Here is a 17,789-nt window from a genome sequence, read left to right on the forward strand (position 1 = left end):
GAGTCGGATTCACGGGCCGACACCGGCCGCCGTTGCCACTTTCGGCGACCGTCCGGGAGCCCAGGGTGGAGCGGGAGGCCGGTCAGTCCCGGATCCGCGTCCGCGGCACCGACTCCGGTGACCAGGTCACCGCGTAGCGGCGGTCGGCCACGGCCCGGGCGAACGCCCTGGCCGACGCCGGGGAGCCGGCCACCCGCCAGTCCACCTCCTTGTCCACCTCGAACCAGATCAGGCCGATCAGCTCGGGGTAGCGAGGCAGCGACCGGAACGCCTCGGTGATCCACCGGGCCTTGTGGCCGCTGGCGTCGGTCGCGCCGGTCTCGGTGATCACCACCGGCCGGCGGCTGAAGGTGCGCAGCTGGGCGATGGTCGCCCCGAAGATCTGGTCGAAGGACCGGTACGTCGCGAACGCCCCCATCCCGTAGTAGCCGGAGATGCCGAGCCAGTCCACGTAGTCGTCGCCGGGGTAGTACGCGTGCAGCGACGGGGCGGAGTTGTTCCACCGCGCGTTGGGGCTCCACACCCAGGTGACATTCGTCGCCCCGACCGACTGGAACAGGTCGTGCACGTGCCGCCAGGCCCTGATGTAGTCGCCCGGCTTGTTGCCGTTGACCCGTTCGCACCACGGGTACCAGTCGCCGTTCATCTCGTGGGCGAAGCGGATGGCCACCGGGTAGCCAAGCGCGCGGATCCCCTCGGCCCAGGAGCGCAGGTAGTCGTCGAAGTCGCCGCCGGCGATGCGGGCGAGCCGGTACCGGGGCTGGGTGGCCCGCTCCCGGTTCATCTTCGCGGTGGCCAGCTGGTTGCGCAGCGCCGCCTCGTCCAACCGGTGGTCCCAGGGTTCCCAGGCCAGCATCGGCAGCATGCCCCGGTCCCGGATCCGGTCGAAGAGCACCCGGTCGAACGGGGCGGACGCCCACCCCGCGCTGAAGAGCATCACCTGCGGCGCGTGCCTCGTCGCCGCGGTGAAGTCGTCCACCGCGCGGAAGTCGTACGCGCCCTCCCGGGTGGCGATGCCGACGAAGGTCCGGCCGGCCGGCGGGAAGAGCGGCCGGGGCGGCGGGGTCGGGGTGGCCGTCGCGATGGGCGCCTGCTCGACGCTCACCACCCGTTCGGGCGGGGCGCCGGTGGGGGCGCCGGTCGGGGCGCCGGAGGTGCCCGGCGCGATCACGAAGACGTACGTCAGCAGAAGCGCGGCCGTGACCAGCAGCGCACCGCGCGGAACCGTCAGCCGTGCCACGGGACGCTCCTCTCGGCCGGCACCCGGGATCGGGGCGGGCGGCGGCGGCCCCCGGTGGGCCGGCTCGCCAGGTGGGCCGGGCGCCGGCGGCGCCGCCCGGCGCGGGCGGCCAGGCCCGAGCCGGTGGCGATCAACGGCGGCGCCAGGCCGGTCAGCAGGGTCAGCAGGGGCCACACCCGCAGCGGGTTGAGCCCGTCGTCGAGCAGGAAGCCCGCCCCGAGCAGCACCGCGGCGAAGGCCGCCCAGGCGAAGTGCAGCCGGAAGGTGGCCAGGGACTCGCTGGTCCGCAGCGTCCCCTTGGCGGTCACCACGAAGGCCAGCTTGCGGCGCAGCAACGCGCCGACGGCGGCGGCCACGTAGATCGGTCCGGTGAACAGCGCCAGGGCCATCCCGACCAGGCCGATCTCCTCCCGTTCGTGCGGGGCGATGTTGAACCGGCGCAGCCAGAGCCAGAGCAGGAACCAGGTGCCGATGGTGGACGTCCAGAGCGCCGACCAGACGGCGACGTCGAGCCGGCTCATGCCCACGCCGGTGAACAGGTACAGGACGGTGGCGAGGTTGCCCAGCAGCAGGCTGACCGCGACGCTCGGGTAGTAGAACTGGAGCAGCCGGTAGTGCCAGCGGCGGCGTGACCCCAGCTCGCGGGGGGCCCGCATCTCCGGCCGGACGAGGATCTCGCAGATCCCGGCAGCCCAGCGTTTCTGCTGGTTGAAGTAGTCGGCCCAGGAGGTCGGCCCCTCCCCGATCGCCACCACGTCGGGGGTGTAGACGCCCTTCCACCGGTTGCCGGTGCCGGGGTTGACCGCGGCGTGCACCCGGATGCTGGTCAGGTGGTCCTCGATGATCGAGTCCTGGTAGCCGCCGACGGTCCGCCAGGCGGCCGGCCGGTAGAGGTGCCCGGTGCCGGTGAGCAGCGGGGCGTCCAGGCCGTTGCCGCCGCGCGCGATCAGCCCGTTGTAGAGGTACTGCTGGACCGAGGCGCCGTGCGCCACCCAGTTCTGGTGCATGTTGCCGTAGACCTGCGGGGTCACCACGAACGCCACGTCCGGGTCGCGGAAGTAGCCGAGCGTCCGTTCCAGGAAGCCCGGCAGCGGCACGTGGTCCGGGTCCACGTTGGCCACCACGTCGTAGTCGTGCTCGTGCTCGGCCCGCCAGGCGTTGTGGTTGCCGGACTTGGTCCTGGCCCGGAACTCGCCGCTGGGCTGGTTGTACTCGGGGCGGCCCTGGCGGCTGAAGTGTCGTACGCCCAGCCGCTCGGCCATCGCCTTGACCGCCGGGTCGTCGCCCTCGTCGAGGATCCAGACGTCCACCTGGCCGCAGTAGACGATCTGCCGCATCCGCCGCAGCGTCCGCTCGGCCACGTCGATCGGCTCCTTGCTCGGCACGATCGTGGTCAGCAGCGCCACCCGCAGGCCGACCGGCGGGTCCACCGGCACCGGATCCCGGGCGTGGAAGGCGAAGACCCAGACCACCACGTTCTGCGCCAGGCGGATCAGCTCCACGCCGACCACCACGCAGAAGCCGAGCCGGGCGGCGAAGGTCTGCCAGCCACCCGGGCCGACGACCCCGGCTCCGGGCACGTGTGCGGGGATCAGCAGCCAGCCGACGAAGAGCAGGCCGGTGCCGGCGTTGAGCAGGACGAACAGCGTCAGGACCAGCCGCGACGCGGGTGAGAGGGCGGCGCGGAAGCGGACCGGCGCGTCCGGGCGAACCGGTGCGGTCAGCGGTCCGGCGGTCGCCCCGCAGGCCGCGTACGCCAGGCGCGCCCGGATGTTGAGCCGGCGCCGGTCGTGGTGGCGCGCGGACGGTGGCCGGCGGGCCGGACCGGCGGCGGGGGCGCCGCCCGGCGGGCCCTCCCCGGTGGATCGAGCCAGGCGTGTGTCACTGACGACGCCCACATTGCCCCCATGAAGAGATCTGCCCGCCGTGGACCCGGCCGGGCCGATGCCGTGTCGACATCTCGGTGACGAACGATGACGTGTGCCGAGCCGCCGGCCGCTCAGCCGCCGCCGGCGCCCCGCGGGCCGGGCGCGACGGCGTTGGCGCCGCCGGGCGGCGTCCACAGCCGGGTGATCCGGGTGAGCCGACCGTCGGCCCGCTGGTCCGGGTCGGGCGAGCGCAGGGCCACCTGGACCGGCGCGGCCAGCACCGCGACGGCCACCAGTACGACGACGCACCAGCCCGCGTGGACCCGGGCGAGGGCGACCGCGCCGAGGGTCGCCCAGGCGGGCAGGGTGAACAGCAGCACCGCCGGCAGCCAGACCGGTGTCACCTGGGCGATCAGCAGCAGGGCGAGCGGCGGCGCCACCGCCCACGCGGTGTAGATGGCGGCGGAGCGGCGCAGCGGCAGGCTGAACAGCGCCAGCCAGGCCAGGACGCCGGCCAGGGCGGTGACCCCGAACAACTGCCCGGGGGTCGCGGCGAGCACGTCCAGGGTGGGTGCGACGCCCGCGACGAGCCGGTCGCCGTGCCCCGCGCCGAGCAGCAGCAACGCCACGGCGGGCGCGGCGCCCAGGGACGCCACGAGCAGCCAGCGGGGGGCCAGGCCGCGGCGGAAGACGACCACCGCCCAGCCGTGCCCGACCAGCAGCAGCAGCGCCGGCGCGTGACAGGTTCCGAGCAGGAGTACGGCGGCGCCGTAGCCGGCCAGCCGGCGGGCCGTCGGCGCCTCCAGGGCGCGTACCAGGCACCAGGTGGCGAGCACGGCGGCGAGCATGGCCAGCGCGTACGGCTGGGGCTGCTGGGCGTACCGGGTGGTGGCGGGCAGCAGGGCGAAGATCAGTCCGGCCAGCAGGCCGACCCGGGGGGTGAACACCCGGGCGGCGAGGGCCGCGACGAGGGCCGCGGTGGCGGTGACGGCGAGGATCGACGGCGTACGCAGGGCGAGGTCGGAGCCGCCGAAGACGGTGGTCCAGGCGCGCAGCAGCAGGTGGTGCAGCGGGTTTGCGACGTCGCCGCCGGCCGGGCCGGTTCGGTCGGCGCCGGTGACGGCGAGGGCGCCCATGAGCAGCGTCGGGAGCAGCCACGGGGTGACCGACCGGCGGGGCGGGTCCGCCTCCGGTGGGACCACCGGGTCGTGGTCCTCCCCCCACGGGTCCTCGACCCCGACCCCGGCCGCGGGGACCGGGGGCAGGACGAGCGTCTCCGCGTCCTTCATCGTGGTTCACACACCTCTGTGGGATGGACGGTCGGGCTCGCCGTGGGCCGGGAAGATGGCCGGCCGGCGGCTCCGACAAACGCCACCAGAACGGTCAAAAGCACCATATCTGACGGTGCTGGGGGTGACAGCCGGATCCGAGAGTCCGTCCGATAGCGGGAGGTGGCCCGCCCTCGCCGGCCGACCGGTCCCCCGGCCGGACGGCGGGTCAGCTGCCCGCGCCGGGCGGCACCAGCCACTCGCCGAAGACCTGCCGCAGCCCGTACATCGCGAGACTGACCACGATCGAGGTGGCGATCCCGGCCAGCAGACCGACGTACCACCGGTCACGCGGGTCGCGACCGCTCGGGTCGGGCGCCGGCGGTTCGGCCGGCGACCACGGGCGCTCCCGGGCGAGCCACCAGAGCAGCCCGAGGCCGAACGGCACGCCGGTGAGCACCCAGAGCCAGCACCACCGGGTGCCCCGGGCAGGAGCGGGGCCGAGGACCAGCACCGCCAGCGTGGTGAGCAGCAGCAGTGTCGGCAGCGCCCGCAACGGTGGCGGGACGTCCACACCCGACCACCGGGGCTGGAGGTTCGCCGATTGGACCGCCAGGTCGAAGGCGGCGGCCTCCGGGCCGGAGTACCGCACCGCGTCGAAGGGCTCCGAGGGCACCGGGCCGATCGATCCACGGTCGAACTGGGCGTAGTGCACCCGCCAGTCGGTCGTACGCCAGATGAACAGCGGCCCGGACCGGCCGGAGAACCGGGGTTCGACCCGGTCGGTCCAACTCCAACCGTTGTCCGAGGACCACCCGCCTGCCCACTCGTAGGAGACCAGCCGGCCGGTGGACAGGTCCGACCGGGCCCGCGCCGTCCCGGCCTCGCGCGGCGCCGACCACCAGGCGAACGCCGCCCAGGCGACCCAGCCCACCACCAGCAGGATCCGCAGCGCCTGCCACCACCGACGACGGCCACGGCCCTCGGCCACCCCGCCCGAATCCCGCCGCGCCAGGTCCCCCGTCATGAGCCGCATGGTGCCAGCCCGGCGCACGCCGGCCGGCCGCTCAGGAGGATGGCGGTGTGGAGCGGCCGAGCCAGCTGCGCAGCTCGGTGGCCTCCACCTCGGTGATCTCGGGGGCGAAGTCGAGGCACTCGCCGGGATGGATGCCCGTGCCGGAGCCGGCCACCGTCACGAACCAGGCGCCCTCGGCACCGAACCAGTGCGCCACTGCGACGGCGCCGAGGTCGACGGCGTCCTCCGGATCGGTGGACCCACCGGTCGACACGATCCGGACCCACTGCCCGTCGCGGCCGTAGGGAGGACGGGACACGACCAGCTCCAGGCGTTCCCCCGGGAGCCCGCGCCGAGGGGGCGGCGTCGGCGCCACCGATGCACTACGGTCGACACCGTGACCCCCGTCGAGGCCGTCGCGGCCACGTACGCCCGGTGGATCACGCCCGCCCTCCCGCTGTACGGCGACGACCACGAGCGGTCCGACTTCGCTCCCTGACGCCTCGCCACCGGTCTGATGGTCGGCGACCGCCGGGGGCACGACGGCGCCGCCGTGGAGGTCGGGATGCCGACCCTGCTGCTGCCGCCGCTGACCGGCGTCCACGACGAGCGGCTGGGGCTGGCCGCCCGGCTGCTCGGCGTGCCCACCGGTCCCCCGGCGCCGGCCGCCGGGGCGGCCGGGCCGCCGTGACCGCCGCGGTGCTGTTCGACCTGGACGGCACCCTGCTCGACCACGCCGGTGCCGCCCGCCGGGCGGTCACCGCCTGGGCGGCCACCGTCGCGCCCGGCGCGGGCGACGAGCCGGCGCTCGCCGCGGCGTGGTCGGCCCTGGAACGGGAACACTTCGCCGCCTACCTGGCCGGGGAGTGCTCGTTCCAGGAGCAGCGGCGGCGCCGGTTGCGGGGGTTCCTGCCGCTGCTGGGGTCGCCGGTCGACGAGGCGCGGCTCGACGACCGCTTCGCCGACTACCTGCGACACTACGAGGCCGCGTGGCGGGTGTACCCCGACGTCGCCGACGCGCTGGTCGGGCTGCGCTGCCACGGATACCGGCTCGGTGTGCTGACAAACGGTGACGCCCGCCAGCAGCGGCGCAAGCTGGCGGCGATCGGCCTGGGCGACGCCTTCGACGTGGTCTGCTGCTCCGCCGAGCTCGGCGTGGCCAAACCGGACCCGGCCGCCTTCCGGCTCGCCGCCGCACGACTGGGCCACCAGCCCCGTCAGCTCCGGTACGTCGGCGACGACCCGGACACCGACCACCGGGCCGCCTGCCGGGCCGGGCTCCACGGCACCTGGCTCGACCGTACGGTCCGCCGCGCCGACGTGTCGGCCGACCGGGTCGACCGGCTCACCCGGCTGCCCGAGCTCCGTCCCGCCACCGCCGTCGTACCCGGCGAAGGTCACCCGGCGTCCTGGCGGGCGGCGCTGGACCGGTTCGCGGAGCTGGTCGGCCGGCGGACCGCCTGGGCGGTCACCGGAAGCGCCGCCGCCGCGCTGCACGGCGCGGTGGTGACCCCGGGCGACGTCGACGTGGTGACCGACCCGGTCGGGCTGGCGGCGCTCCGCCGCCGGTTCGGGGACGCCACCGTGACGGAGCCGTTCCGGGCGGCCGGGGTGAGCGCGAGCGCCCGGCTCCGGGTCGAGCTGGACGGAACCCCGTTCGAGGTCCTGGTCGGCGTGCGCAACCGTCGGCCGGACGGCAGTTGGTCCGCCCCGGCGACGCCCGACGACCGGCTGTGGATCCCGTCGTCGGGCCGGCTGGTTCCGGTGCTCCCGCTGTCGTCGCTGCTGCGGGTCGCCGAGGAGCGGGGCCGCGCCGGACAGGGCGCCGCGATCCGCCGCCGGCTCGGCGACCTGCGCATCGGCGAGCGGGCGCTACCCTCCGACGGGCGGTGACGGCAGCGGCTGCACCACCGCCTCCTCGCCCGGCACCGTCCACTCCCTGACCCGTCCCGTTCCCGGTCCGGTGGGCCACTCCCGGAACCGCCGGAACAGCATCGGCACCCCGCGGGCGACCGTGAGGTCGGCACTGTCCATGGCCTGCACGTGCACGTGCGGCTGGGTGGAGTTGCCCGAGTTGCCGCAGTCCGCCAGGTGCTGGCCCTCGACCACCCGCGCGCCGACCCGGACGCGCAGGGAGCCGGACCGGAAGTGGGCCAGGCCCACGAAGGCGCCGCCGGGCAGCGCGATGACCACGTGGTTGCCCGCGACCGCGCCCACCCCCCGGCGCAGCCGTGCCGACTGTCCCAGGGTGTACGGCACCAGCGCCGGCTGCGACCGCCGCGCCTCGTGGTCCGGCTCGCCGTCGTGGGCCGCGACGACGGTGCCGGCGGCGGGCGCCAGGATCGGCCGGCCGAAGGCGTGGAACCGCTCCGGCGGTTCGCTGGTGAGCAGGCTGCGCCAGTCGTGGCGGTCGGATGTCCGGTGCGCCGCGTCCACCGCCACGAAGTCGATGGCGTACCGGCCGCCGAGCAGGTCGGTGCCGTGGCTCGGCACCTGCCGGGCCGGGCTGTTGCGGGCCAGCCAGAGCCCGGTGAACGGCAGCGACAGCTCCACTCCCCCGGCCGCCGGGTCCTGGCCGGACGCCGGTGCCGACCGGCCGGCGACGGCGCCGCCGACGGCCACCACGGACGCCCCCACCGCGACCGTCCGGGCGACGAAGAGCCGGCGGGAGGCGTCCGCGGGGTCGTCCGCGTCGTCGGTCCGGTGCGGCGGGCGGGCGGCCCGGCGGGCGAGGGTACGCCGCAGCAGCGGCCGGACCAGCTCGCCCAGCAGCAGCGCCAGGACCAGGTACAGCAGCACCGGCAGCCACCAGCCGGCCCACCCCGCGGCGAGGCGGCGTACCGGCACGGGCGGCTCCAGCGGCCCGACGGTGAGCAGCAGCGCGGTGCCGACCGCCAGCAGCAGCACGACGACCGTGCCGACCCGTCGCCACCGGCCACCGGCCACCGAGACGTCCCGGACCAGCCGCCGGTACAGGTACCGGTAGGCGGCCGCCAGCACGGCGAGGACGAGCGCTGCGACCAGCAGGGACAGTGCCATCGGCCGGGGGCCTCCGTCCGGTGTCAGCGCACCGTCTGGAGCAGCTTGTTCGGCGTGCCGGCCGGTACGCCGGTGAGCGCGCCGGCCACGGCCGCCCGGTCGAGGGCACCGGCCACCTGCGCCGGGGTGGCTCTGGGGCGCCGGCCCAGATAGAGCGCCGCCGCTCCGGAGGCGTGTGCGGCCGAGACCGAGGTGCCGGAGTCGGAGTTGGTGCCGCCGCCCGGCCAGGTGGAGGTGATGTCCACCCCGGGAGCGTACAGGTCCAGCCCCGGGCCGTGGTTGCTGAACCACGCCACGGTGTCGGCGCAGTCGGACGAGCCGACGGTGACCGCCTCGCGTACCCGGGCCGGGGAGGAGTTGTCGACATCGTCGGCGCTCGCCCCGGCCGACAGCACGTACGTGACACCGGAGGCGACGGAGGCGCGTACCGCCTCGTCGAGCACGTCGCTGGCCGGGGCGCCGATGACGACGTTGGCCACCGACGGGCCGGAGGCGTGCGCGGTGATCCAGTCGATCCCGGCCAGCACCCCGGCGAGGGTGCCACCGCCCTGCGCGTCGAGCACCTTCACCGAGATCAACCGGGCCTTCTTCGCCACGCCGTAGGTGGTGCCGCCGACGATGCCGGCCATCAGGGTGCCGTTGCCCTGCTCGTCGCCGCCGTCGCCGCCGAAGGCGTCGAAGCCGGGCCGGGCGCGGGGGGCGAGGTCGGGGTGCCGGTAGTCGATGCCGGTGTCGACCAGGTAGACGTCGACGCCGGCGCCCGCCGCGGCTGGGTACCGGTACGACCCGTCCAGCGGCAGCCGCGGCTGGTCGATCCGGTCCAGGCCGCAGGACGGGGCCTGCTGCACGCCGGTCCGCGACGCCACCCGCTCGATCCTGGTGTCCTGCTCCACCAGCCGCACCGACGGATCCGCTGCCAGCCGCCGCGCCTGCTTCTCGCTCGCCTCGACCAGCGCACCGCGCACCGCGCTGTGGTAGCTGTCCCGGACCCGTACGCCGTACCGGCCGGCGAGGTCGGGCCGCTGTCCGTCGGCGAAGAGCACCAGATAGCTGCCGGGTACGGCCCGGGCGCTGCCGGAGTCGACGACGGGCCGGGCGGCCCCGACGGGCCCGGGGACGGCCAGGACACCCATCCCGAGCGCGGTGCCGGCGACCACCAGGGCGGCGCCGGCGCGGGCGGTCAGCGACGCTGCGGGCACTGTTCCTCCTCGTGACCAACGGTCGGGTCGCCCCTGGTCGGGGGCCCGATGGATAGTGTCCGCGCGGACCCGGCCGCTGTCGTCGTACCGGCCGCGGGTGTAGGGCTTCACCTAGCCCGGCCACCGTCCGCGGTGGCTCCGGCACAGGTTCCAGGTGTTGTCCTAGTACCTCCCCCGGCAGGGGTGCGACCGGTCGTCGTCACGGTCGAATGGGCCTCGGATCACCCCGCCGTGCGTCGGCGCCGGGTGCCGCAGCGGGCACCACCCACGGAGGAGAGATGAGCGACAACCAGGAGAGCCGCCCCTACAAGGTCGTGCTGAACCACGAGGAGCAGTACTCCATCTGGCCGGCCGGCCGGGAGAACGCTCCGGGCTGGCGCGACGAGGGCACCACCGGCACCCGGGAGGAGTGCCTGGCGCACATCGAGGAGGTCTGGACCGACATGCGTCCACTGAGCCTGCGCCGTCGGATGGCCGAGCAGGGGTCCTGATGGAGAGCGGTCCGGGCACCCTGGCACACCAGCTGGTCGCGCGGTGGGCGCGGGAACGGCCCGACGCCGTGGCCGTCAGCTCCGAGCGACGATCCCTCACCTACGCCCAGCTCGACACCCGGGCCGACCGGCTCGCCGGCGCCCTGCGCGCCCACGGCGTCGGCCCCGAGACCCGCGTCGGCATCTGTCTGCCCCGCACCGCCGACTGGATCACCGCGCTGCTCGCCGTCTTCAAGGCCGGCGGCGCCTACGTGCCCCTGGATCCGGAATACCCGGCGGCCCGCCTGGAGTACATGCTCACCGACTCCGCGGCCACCGTCCTGGTCGGTGCCGGGCCCACCGCCGACCACCTCGCCCGGGCCTGCGACGTCCCCCTCCTGGCCCCCGCCGCGGGCGCCGACGCCACCGCGACCGGACCCGGCCCGCATCCGGACAACCTGGCGTACGTCATCTACACCTCCGGCTCCACCGGCCGTCCCAAGGGCGTCCAGGTCACCCACGCCTCGCTGGGCAACATGCTGGCGGGACTGGCGCCGGCGCTGGAGGTCGGCCCGGGGCGGCGCACCCTGCAGTGCGTGTCGTTCAGCTTCGACATCTCGGTCTTCGACACCCTGGCCACCCTGACCAACGGCGGCACGCTGGTCATCGCCACCAAGGAGGAGGTCGCCTCGCCCGAGCGGCTGGCCGACCGGCTGCGCGGCGAGCGCATCCACACGGTGGCGCTGCCGCCCTCGGTGCTGGCCACCCTGGTCGACCAGGAGTTCCCCGACCTGGCGGTGGTCGGTTCGGGCGGGGAGGCCTGCCCGCCCAAGCTCGCCGCCTCGTTCGCCGCCCGGCACCGCTTCGTCAACGGCTACGGCCCGACCGAGACCACCGTCGCGGCGTCGCTGTTCGAGGTCACCCCGGCGCACGGCGAGCTGCCCTCGGTGCCGATCGGGGCGCCGTGCGCGGGCGTGTCGCTCTACGTCGTGGACGACCCGGCGGGTACGGCGTCACCGCCGGGCGGGACCGGCGAGATCTGCATCGGCGGCGCCGGGGTGGCCCGCGGCTACCTGGGCCGCCCGGCGTTGACCGCGGCGGCGTTCGTCCCCGACCCGTTCTCCGACGTGCCGGGCTCGCGGCTGTACCGCACCGGTGACCTGGGCCGGTTCCTGCCCGACGGCGCCCTGGAGTTCTCCGGCCGTGCCGACGGACAGGTCAAGATCCGCGGCCACCGGATCGAGCTCAACGAGATCCGGCAGGCGCTGGAACGCCACCCCCGGGTCAGCCAGGCGGCGGTGCTGGTCGGTGAGACCGGCCTGCTGGGCGGGCAGATCCTCGCGTTCGTCCTGCCGGCGCCCGGTCCGGGCCCGGTGACCGGCGGCCTGCTGCGCCGCCACCTCGCCGACGAGCTGCCCGACTACATGATCCCGAACTCCATCGCCCTGCTGCGGGAGTTCCCCCTGACCCCGAACCACAAGGTCGACCACGCGGCCCTGCTGGCCCGGGGCGCCGGTCCGCGCCGGCGCGACGCGCCCGTCGTCGCGCCCCGCACCCCGGTCGAGGCGGACCTGCTGCGGATCTGGCAGGAGGTGCTGGGGCAGCCGGAGATCGGCGTCCGCGACGACTTCTTCGAGCTGGGCGGCCACTCGCTGCTCGCCGCGCAGGTGGTCGCCCGGATCGAGAAGGCCCACGGCGTACAGCTGCGGCTGGAGACGCTGCTCGCGCAGGGACGCACGGTCGAGGGTCTGGCCGAGGCGGTGTCCCGGGCGGCGGCCGGCGGGGGGACCGGGCGCCCGCCCATCACCCGCATCCCGCGCCCTGCCCGGCGCACGGTCCCCAGCTGACGCCGGTCTGACGTGAAGGAGTAGGCATGGAGCTCACCGAGGAGAACTTCGTCGCACCGACGTCGTACTCCCAGCGACGGCTGTGGTTCCTGGAGCAGATGGAGGGCGGCGGCCCCGCCTGGAACATCCAGGCCGTGCTGCGGCTGCGCGGCGCCCTGGACCCGGAGCTGCTGCACGAGGCGTTGAACGCGGTGGTCCGCCGCCACGAGGCGCTGCGCACCACGTTCGCCGCGGCCGACGGCGACCCGGTGCAGGTGGTGTGGCCGTGGTCCGGCGTCGAGCTGGAGCGGGTCGCCTGCGACGACCGCGCCGACCCGGCCGGCGCCGCCGACGAGTGGCTCTCCGGGGCCTGGCAGCGGCCGTTCGACATCGAGGCCGGCCCGCTGTTCCGCGCCGCGCTGCTGCGCCTCGGCGAGGAGGAACACCGCCTGGCCCTGGGCCTGCACCACCTGATCGCCGACGGCTGGTCGCTCCAGCTGCTCTACCAGGAGATCGTGGAGAACTACCGACGGCTGCGCGCCGGCGCGGAGGCGCGCGGCGACGACCTGCCCATCCAGTACGCGGACTTCGCCGCCTGGGAACGGGAGAACGTCACCCCGGAGACGCTCGGGGCGTCCATGGAGGTCTGGCGTCAGCGGCTCAAGGGCGTCGGTGAGCCGACCGGGCTCCCCACCGACCGGCCGCATACCGCCGACACGGCCGCCCAGGGGCGGCTGCTGCTCGCCACGCTCCCCGGCGACCTGATCGAGGACGTCCGCGCCTTCGCCGCCGAGCGCGGCGCGACCGTGTTCATGGTGCTGCTGGCGGCGTTCGACACGCTCCTGCACCGCTGTTCCGGCCAGACCGACGTGCTGGTCGGCGTGCCGATGGCGGGCCGCGGGCAGCCGGGCCTCGGCGAGCTGATCGGCTGCTTCGTCAACACCGTGGTCGCCCGGAACGACCTGGCCGGTGACCCCACCTTCGACCAGCTGCTCGGGCAGGTCCGGGAGGTGTCGCTGGAGGCCATCGGGCACCAGGAGGTGCCGCTGGAGTGGCTGGTGAGGGAGCTGCGCCCGGACCGGGACGGCGACCGGCAGACCTTCTTCCAGACCGTGCTGCACCTGGCGGAGGTGTCGCTGGACAGCATCCACCTCGACGGGCTGACCGTCGACGTGGTGCGGATGGACACCCAGGCTCCCGGCGTCGACCTGGCGTTGACCCTGGTGCCCACCGACTCGGGCCTCGCCGCCGCCTGGGAGTACGACGCCGCCCTCTTCGACGCCGGCAGCATCGAACGGCTGCACGCGCACCTGCGTACGCTGCTCGAAGCCGCGGTGGCCGACCCGGACCTGCGCCTGTCGCAGCTGCCGATGCTCGGCGCCGCGGAGCGGGACGCGCTGCTCGCGCCCGGCCCGGCGGCCGACCCGGAGCCGCCGCTGCTGCCGGAGCTGGTCGCCCGGTGGGCGCGGGAACGACCCGACGGCCCTGCGGTCACCGCCGGCGATCGGTCGCTCAGCTGGGCCCAGCTCGACGCGCGCGCCGACCGGCTCGCCACCGCCCTGCGCACCCACGGCGTCGGCCCGGAGACCCGCGTCGGCGTCTGCCTGCCCCGCACCACCGAGTGGATCACCGCGCTGCTCGCCGTCCTCAGGGCCGGCGGCGCCTATCTGCCGCTGGACCCGGAATACCCGGCGGCCCGCCTCGAGTACATGCTCAGCGACTCCGCCGCGACCGTGCTGATCGGCGCGGGACCGGCCGTCGAGGAGCTTTCCCGGGCCTGCGGCGTCCCCCTGCTGGCCCCCGACGCGTCCGCCGACGGCACCGACCCCGGACCCGGACCGCACCGGGACGGCCTGGCGTACGTCATCTACACCTCCGGCTCCACCGGCCAACCCAAGGGCGTGCAGATCACCCACGCGTCGTACGCGGCGCTGCTGGCCGCGCAGCGGGCCCGGCTGCCGCACGGCCCGGACGACACGGTGCTCCAGTTCTGCTCCCCCAGCTTCGACGCCTCGATGTTCGAGATCGGGCTGGCCGTCGGGGCCGGCGCCCGCCTCGCCCTGGGCACCCGCGACGAGCTGGTGCCCGGCGAGCCGCTGGCGGCGCTGATGCGCCGGCACCGGGTCACCTCCTGGACGGCCCCGCCGTCGGCGATCGCCGCGCTGGGCGCCGCCGACGTGCCGAGCCTGCGGGTGGTGATCGGGGCCGGCGAGGTGCTCACCGCCGGCACCGTCGCGCACTGGACGCCGCAGGCGCGCTGCTTCAACCTGTACGGCCCCACCGAGGCCACCATCTGGGCCACCGGCCACGAGGTGCGGGAGTCCGACGTCGACGGCGCCCTGCCGATCGGCACCGCGATCCCCGGCTACAGCGCGCTGGTGCTCGACGAGGAGCTGCGGCCGGTGCCGGTCAACGTGGTGGGCGAGCTGTACGTCGGTGGCGTCGGGACGGCCCGCGGCTACCTCGGCCGGCCCGGGCTGACCGCGCAACGGTTCCTGCCCGACCCGTACGCCGCGCAGCCCGGCGCCCGGCTCTACCGCACCGGTGACCTGGCCCGCCGGCGCTCCGACGGGGAACTGGTCTTCGCCGGCCGGGCGGACGACCAGATCAAGGTACGCGGCTTCCGGGTCGAGCCGGGCGAGATCGAGTCCGCGCTCGCCGCCCACCCCGGCGTACGCGAGTGCGCGATCGTGGCCCGCCCGGACAGCTCGGGCGTGGTCGGGCTGACCGCCTGCGTCGTCCGGGCGCCGCACGGGCCGGCGGTCTCGGCCGAGCAGCTGCGCGAGCACCTCGCCGGCCGGCTCCCCGCCCACTTCTGGCCCGCCGGCTACGTCTTCCTGGAGAGCCTGCCGATCACCGGCAACGGCAAGGCCGACCGGGCCGCGCTGGCCGCGCTGATCGACGAGGCCGGCGAGCGGGTCCAGCCGGAGAGCGTCGACTACGAGCCGCCCCGCACTCCGCTGGAGGAGATCCTGGTGGACATCTGGCAGGAGGTGCTGGACGTGCCGCGGATCGGTGTCCACGACTCGTTCTTCGACAAGGGCGGCCACTCGCTGCTCGCCGCCCAGGTGATCGCCCGGGTCAAGGCGGCGACCGGCCTGGACGTCTCGGTGCGGCTGCTCTTCGAGCACCGGGTGCTGGCCGACCTCGCCGAGGCGATCATGCAGCTCGCCCTGGGCGAGGAGCAGCGGGAGGCCGCGCGATGACCGCACCGGAGCTGGCCGACCCGACCACGGTGGACGTCGCCGACCCGGTGCTGCACCGCGACGGCGTGCTCGACCCGGTGTGGCGCTGGATGCGCGGCAACGACCCGGTGCGCTGGACCGTACGCGCCAACCGGGACGCGTACTGGTCGGTCACCACGCACGCCGACGCGGTGCGGGTGCTGCGCGACAGCCGGACCTTCTCCTCCGAGCGCGGCATCCGGCTGGGCGGGGATCCGCTGGCCGCCGCGGCCGCCTCCCGCAAGATGCTCATCGTCACCGACCCGCCCCGGCACGGCGAGATCCGGCGGATCATCGGCTCCGCCTTCACCGCCCGGACGGTGCAGCGGCTGGAGCAGAACATGCGGGCGACGGTGACAGCCTGCCTGGACGAGGCCTTCGATCGGGGCGCCTGCGACATCGTCCGGATCGCCGCCCGACTGCCCGTCTCGGTCATCTGCGACCTGCTCGGCGTTCCCCGCGAGGACTGGGACTTCATGCTGGACCGCACCACCGTGGCCTTCGGCGCCGTCGACGAGCACGGCGGCCCGACGGCGGCGGCGGCCGAGGCGCACACCGACATCCTGCTCTACTACCTGGAGCTGGTGAAGCAGCGTCGGCGCAGCCCGGGCGAGGACGTCGTCACCGCCCTGGTCCGGGGTGAGGTCGACGGGCGGCCGCTCACCGACGAGGAGATCCTGCTCAACTGCGACGGCCTGATCTCCGGCGGCAACGAGACGACCCGGCACGCCTCGGTGGGCGGCCTGCTCGCCCTCGCCGCCCACCCCGACCAGTGGCGGAGGCTGCGCGACGACCCCGCCGTCCTGCCCACCGCCGTGGAGGAGATCCTGCGCTGGACCACCCCGGGCGCGCACACCCTGCGTACCGCGGTCCGGGACACCGAACTCGCCGGGCGCGGCATCGAGGCGGGGCAGTCGGTCGTGGTGTGGGGCGGGTCGGTGAACCGGGACGAGACGGTCTTCGACGCCCCGGACGTCTTCCGCCTCGACCGCAAGCCCAACCGGCACCTGACCTTCGGCCACGGCGCCCACTACTGCCTCGGCGGCGCCCTGGCGACCAGCGAACTGCGGGTGCTCTTCGGCGAGGTCGCCCGCCGGGTGGCCAGCATCGAGGTGCCCGGGCCGGTGACCCGGGTGCGTTCCAACCACATCGCCGGGTTCGAGGAGGCGGTCGTCGCGCTGCGGCCCGCCCCGACGGCGGACGGCGGCCGGCATGGCTGAGGCCCGTACGCCGGCGGTCTCCGCGGCCCGGATCGACTTCGAGCGGCGGCTGCTGGCCCGCGCCGCGCAGGCCCGGCGGACCGTCGCGCCGAGGCCCGACGTCGTCCCGGCCAGCTTCGCCCAGGAGCGGATGTGGCTCTCCGACTGGCTGGACCCGGAGGCGTCCACGGAGAGCACCGTGTTCGTCATCGGCCTGCGCGGTGACCTCGACGTCGCGGCGCTGCGCGGCGCGGTCAGCGACCTGGCCCACCGCCACGAGGTGCTGCGCACGGTGGTCGAGCCGGGCCGGGGCGGACTCTTCCAGCGGGTGCTGCCCCCGTCGGAGGTGCCGGTGCCCACCGTCGACCTGCCGGCGGACGGCGGCGCCGAGGCGTTGGAGGCCTTCGCCCGGGAGCAGCTGGTCCGCAAGCTGGACCTGGCCACCGAGCCGCCGGTGTCGTGGACGTTGCTGCGCGACGCCGACGGCGGGCACCACCTGGTGCTGCGGATGCACCACATCGCCGCCGACGGCTGGTCCGAGGGGGTGCTCAACCGCGACCTGTCCCAGCTGTACCGGGCCCGGGTAACCGGGGAGCCGGCCGGCCTGCCGGAGCTGCCCATCCAGTACGCGGACTTCGCGATCGGGCAGCGGGAACGGCAGTCCGGCGACGGTCTGGAGCGCGGGCTGTCGTACTGGCGGCAGCGGCTGGCCGGGGCGCCCACCACCGTGCCGCTGCCCTTCGACCGGCCGCCCGGCGAGACCGAGGCGCTGGAGTCCGGCACCCTGTTGGCCCGGATCCCCGGAGCCGTCGTGGACGAGCTGGAGACGACGGCCGCCGCGGTCGGCGCCTCCGGCTACATGGCGCTGCTGGCCGCCTTCGCGGTCACCCTGTGGCGCGGCTCCGACCAGCGCGACCTGGTCATCGGGTCGCCGGTGGCCGGCCGGGAGCTGCCCGAGACCGAGCAGCTCGTGGGCGTGTTCACCAACACCCTGCCGATGCGGGTGCTGGTCCGCCCCGAGGAGTCCTTCGCGCAGCTGCTGCGCCGGGTCCGGGAGCACACGCTCGACGACCTCGCCCACGGCGAGGTGCCCTTCCAGCGTCTGGTGGACGCCGTGCGGCCGACCCGGACACCCGGCCGGCTGCCGCTGGTGCAGGTGATCCTCCAGCTGGACAACACCGGCTTCACCGAGCCCGAGTTCCCCGGCGTCGAGGTGTCCTACCGGCAGCTGTTCGCGGAGAAGTCGGCGCTGGACCTCACCGTGAGCCTCGGGCGGCGCGGAGCCGACCACGTCGCGGTCTGGAAGTACCGCTCGGCCCTGCTGGAGGAGCGCACCGTACGCGGGCTGCACGACCGGTTCGTCGCCGTCGTACGGCAGGTGGCCCGGCGCCCCGACGCCACCCTGGACGGCGCCGGAGGCTGACGTCGGCGCGGCGGCGCC

At 75.3% G+C, this 17,789-nt stretch carries 14 protein-coding genes; 7 read left to right on the forward strand and 7 right to left on the reverse strand.

From position 1 onward, the window contains the following. Positions 1-82 precede the first annotated feature (82 nt). The 5 genes from GA0070564_RS16700 to GA0070564_RS16720 all read right to left on the reverse strand — a co-directional run bounded on the left by GA0070564_RS16700 (position 83) and on the right by GA0070564_RS16720 (position 5,710). A complete protein-coding gene (locus GA0070564_RS16700) occupies positions 83-1,240 on the reverse strand; it encodes a glycoside hydrolase family 26 protein (RefSeq protein ID WP_091609548.1) in 1,158 nt (385 codons plus the stop codon). Further along, positions 1,228-3,138 (reverse strand): glycosyltransferase family 2 protein, encoded by a 1,911-nt coding sequence (locus GA0070564_RS16705; protein WP_091609549.1) that lies wholly within the window; start codon positions 3,136-3,138, stop codon positions 1,228-1,230. The genes GA0070564_RS16700 and GA0070564_RS16705 overlap by 13 nt, the downstream gene beginning before the upstream one ends. Positions 3,139-3,239: 101 nt before the next feature. Next, positions 3,240-4,397 (reverse strand): glycosyltransferase family 39 protein, encoded by a 1,158-nt coding sequence (locus tag GA0070564_RS16710; RefSeq protein ID WP_091609550.1) that lies wholly within the window; start codon positions 4,395-4,397, stop codon positions 3,240-3,242. A gap of 208 nt (positions 4,398-4,605) precedes the next feature. Further along, positions 4,606-5,403, reverse strand: a complete 798-nt coding sequence (locus GA0070564_RS16715) for a hypothetical protein (RefSeq protein WP_141714786.1) — start codon at positions 5,401-5,403, stop codon at positions 4,606-4,608. A 40-nt stretch (positions 5,404-5,443) separates the two neighbouring features. Beyond that, a complete protein-coding gene (locus GA0070564_RS16720; protein WP_091609552.1) occupies positions 5,444-5,710 on the reverse strand; it encodes a hypothetical protein in 267 nt (88 codons plus the stop codon). A gap of 246 nt (positions 5,711-5,956) precedes the next feature. Here GA0070564_RS16720 and GA0070564_RS30230 point away from each other — a divergent pair, with 246 nt between their 5' ends. Then, entirely contained in the window at positions 5,957-6,082 is a 126-nt protein-coding gene (locus GA0070564_RS30230; protein ID WP_281182165.1) for a hypothetical protein, read from the forward strand. Then, positions 6,079-7,284: an HAD-IA family hydrolase gene (locus GA0070564_RS16725; RefSeq protein ID WP_091609553.1), complete on the forward strand. Its 1,206-nt coding sequence runs from the start codon at positions 6,079-6,081 to the stop codon at positions 7,282-7,284. Before GA0070564_RS30230 ends, GA0070564_RS16725 begins: the two co-directional genes overlap by 4 nt. On the opposite strand, the gene GA0070564_RS29625 is transcribed toward GA0070564_RS16725, so the two are convergent. Together GA0070564_RS29625 and GA0070564_RS16735 are read right to left on the reverse strand one after the other, a co-directional pair. Next, positions 7,264-8,430, reverse strand: coding sequence for a M23 family metallopeptidase (locus GA0070564_RS29625; RefSeq protein ID WP_091609554.1), 1,167 nt, complete (start codon positions 8,428-8,430; stop codon positions 7,264-7,266). The genes GA0070564_RS16725 and GA0070564_RS29625 overlap by 21 nt on opposite strands. A gap of 23 nt (positions 8,431-8,453) precedes the next feature. Beyond that, entirely contained in the window at positions 8,454-9,629 is a 1,176-nt protein-coding gene (locus GA0070564_RS16735; protein WP_218104938.1) for a S8 family peptidase, read from the reverse strand. A 278-nt stretch (positions 9,630-9,907) separates the two neighbouring features. Here GA0070564_RS16735 and GA0070564_RS16740 point away from each other — a divergent pair, with 278 nt between their 5' ends. Genes GA0070564_RS16740 through GA0070564_RS16760 form a run of 5 tightly spaced genes read left to right on the forward strand, consistent with a single transcriptional unit; the run spans position 9,908 to position 17,771 of the window. Next, complete coding sequence (locus GA0070564_RS16740) at positions 9,908-10,120, forward strand: MbtH family protein (RefSeq protein ID WP_091609555.1); 213 nt, start codon at positions 9,908-9,910, stop codon at positions 10,118-10,120. After that, entirely contained in the window at positions 10,120-11,946 is a 1,827-nt protein-coding gene (locus GA0070564_RS16745; RefSeq protein WP_091609556.1) for a non-ribosomal peptide synthetase, read from the forward strand. Before GA0070564_RS16740 ends, GA0070564_RS16745 begins: the two co-directional genes overlap by 1 nt. Positions 11,947-11,972: 26 nt before the next feature. Further along, positions 11,973-15,131, forward strand: a complete 3,159-nt coding sequence (locus tag GA0070564_RS16750) for a non-ribosomal peptide synthetase (protein ID WP_091609557.1) — start codon at positions 11,973-11,975, stop codon at positions 15,129-15,131. Next, positions 15,128-16,369, forward strand: a complete 1,242-nt coding sequence (locus tag GA0070564_RS16755) for a cytochrome P450 (protein ID WP_091609558.1) — start codon at positions 15,128-15,130, stop codon at positions 16,367-16,369. The genes GA0070564_RS16750 and GA0070564_RS16755 overlap by 4 nt, the downstream gene beginning before the upstream one ends. Then, on the forward strand, positions 16,362-17,771 hold the full coding sequence (locus tag GA0070564_RS16760; protein WP_091609559.1) for a condensation domain-containing protein: 1,410 nt from the start codon (positions 16,362-16,364) through the stop codon (positions 17,769-17,771). The genes GA0070564_RS16755 and GA0070564_RS16760 overlap by 8 nt, the downstream gene beginning before the upstream one ends. The last annotated feature ends 18 nt before the right edge of the window (positions 17,772-17,789 follow it).

The sequence above is a fragment of the Micromonospora mirobrigensis genome (genome assembly GCF_900091555.1).
GTDB classification, from domain to species: domain Bacteria; phylum Actinomycetota; class Actinomycetes; order Mycobacteriales; family Micromonosporaceae; genus Micromonospora; species Micromonospora mirobrigensis.

Excerpts from the sequence above, each read along its gene's own strand:
- GA0070564_RS16710 (WP_091609550.1), bottom strand. The coding sequence starts at position 4,397 with ATGAAGGACGCGGAGACGCTCGTCCTGCCCCCGGTCCCCGCGGCCGGG.
- GA0070564_RS16715 (WP_141714786.1), bottom strand. The coding sequence starts at position 5,403 with ATGACGGGGGACCTGGCGCGGCGGGATTCGGGCGGGGTGGCCGAGGGC.
- GA0070564_RS30230 (WP_281182165.1), top strand. The coding sequence starts at position 5,957 with ATGCCGACCCTGCTGCTGCCGCCGCTGACCGGCGTCCACGACGAGCGG.
- GA0070564_RS29625 (WP_091609554.1), bottom strand. The coding sequence starts at position 8,430 with ATGGCACTGTCCCTGCTGGTCGCAGCGCTCGTCCTCGCCGTGCTGGCG.
- GA0070564_RS16740 (WP_091609555.1), top strand. The coding sequence starts at position 9,908 with ATGAGCGACAACCAGGAGAGCCGCCCCTACAAGGTCGTGCTGAACCAC.
- GA0070564_RS16745 (WP_091609556.1), top strand. The coding sequence starts at position 10,120 with ATGGAGAGCGGTCCGGGCACCCTGGCACACCAGCTGGTCGCGCGGTGG.
- GA0070564_RS16750 (WP_091609557.1), top strand. The coding sequence starts at position 11,973 with ATGGAGCTCACCGAGGAGAACTTCGTCGCACCGACGTCGTACTCCCAG.
- GA0070564_RS16755 (WP_091609558.1), top strand. The coding sequence starts at position 15,128 with ATGACCGCACCGGAGCTGGCCGACCCGACCACGGTGGACGTCGCCGAC.
- GA0070564_RS16760 (WP_091609559.1), top strand. The coding sequence starts at position 16,362 with ATGGCTGAGGCCCGTACGCCGGCGGTCTCCGCGGCCCGGATCGACTTC.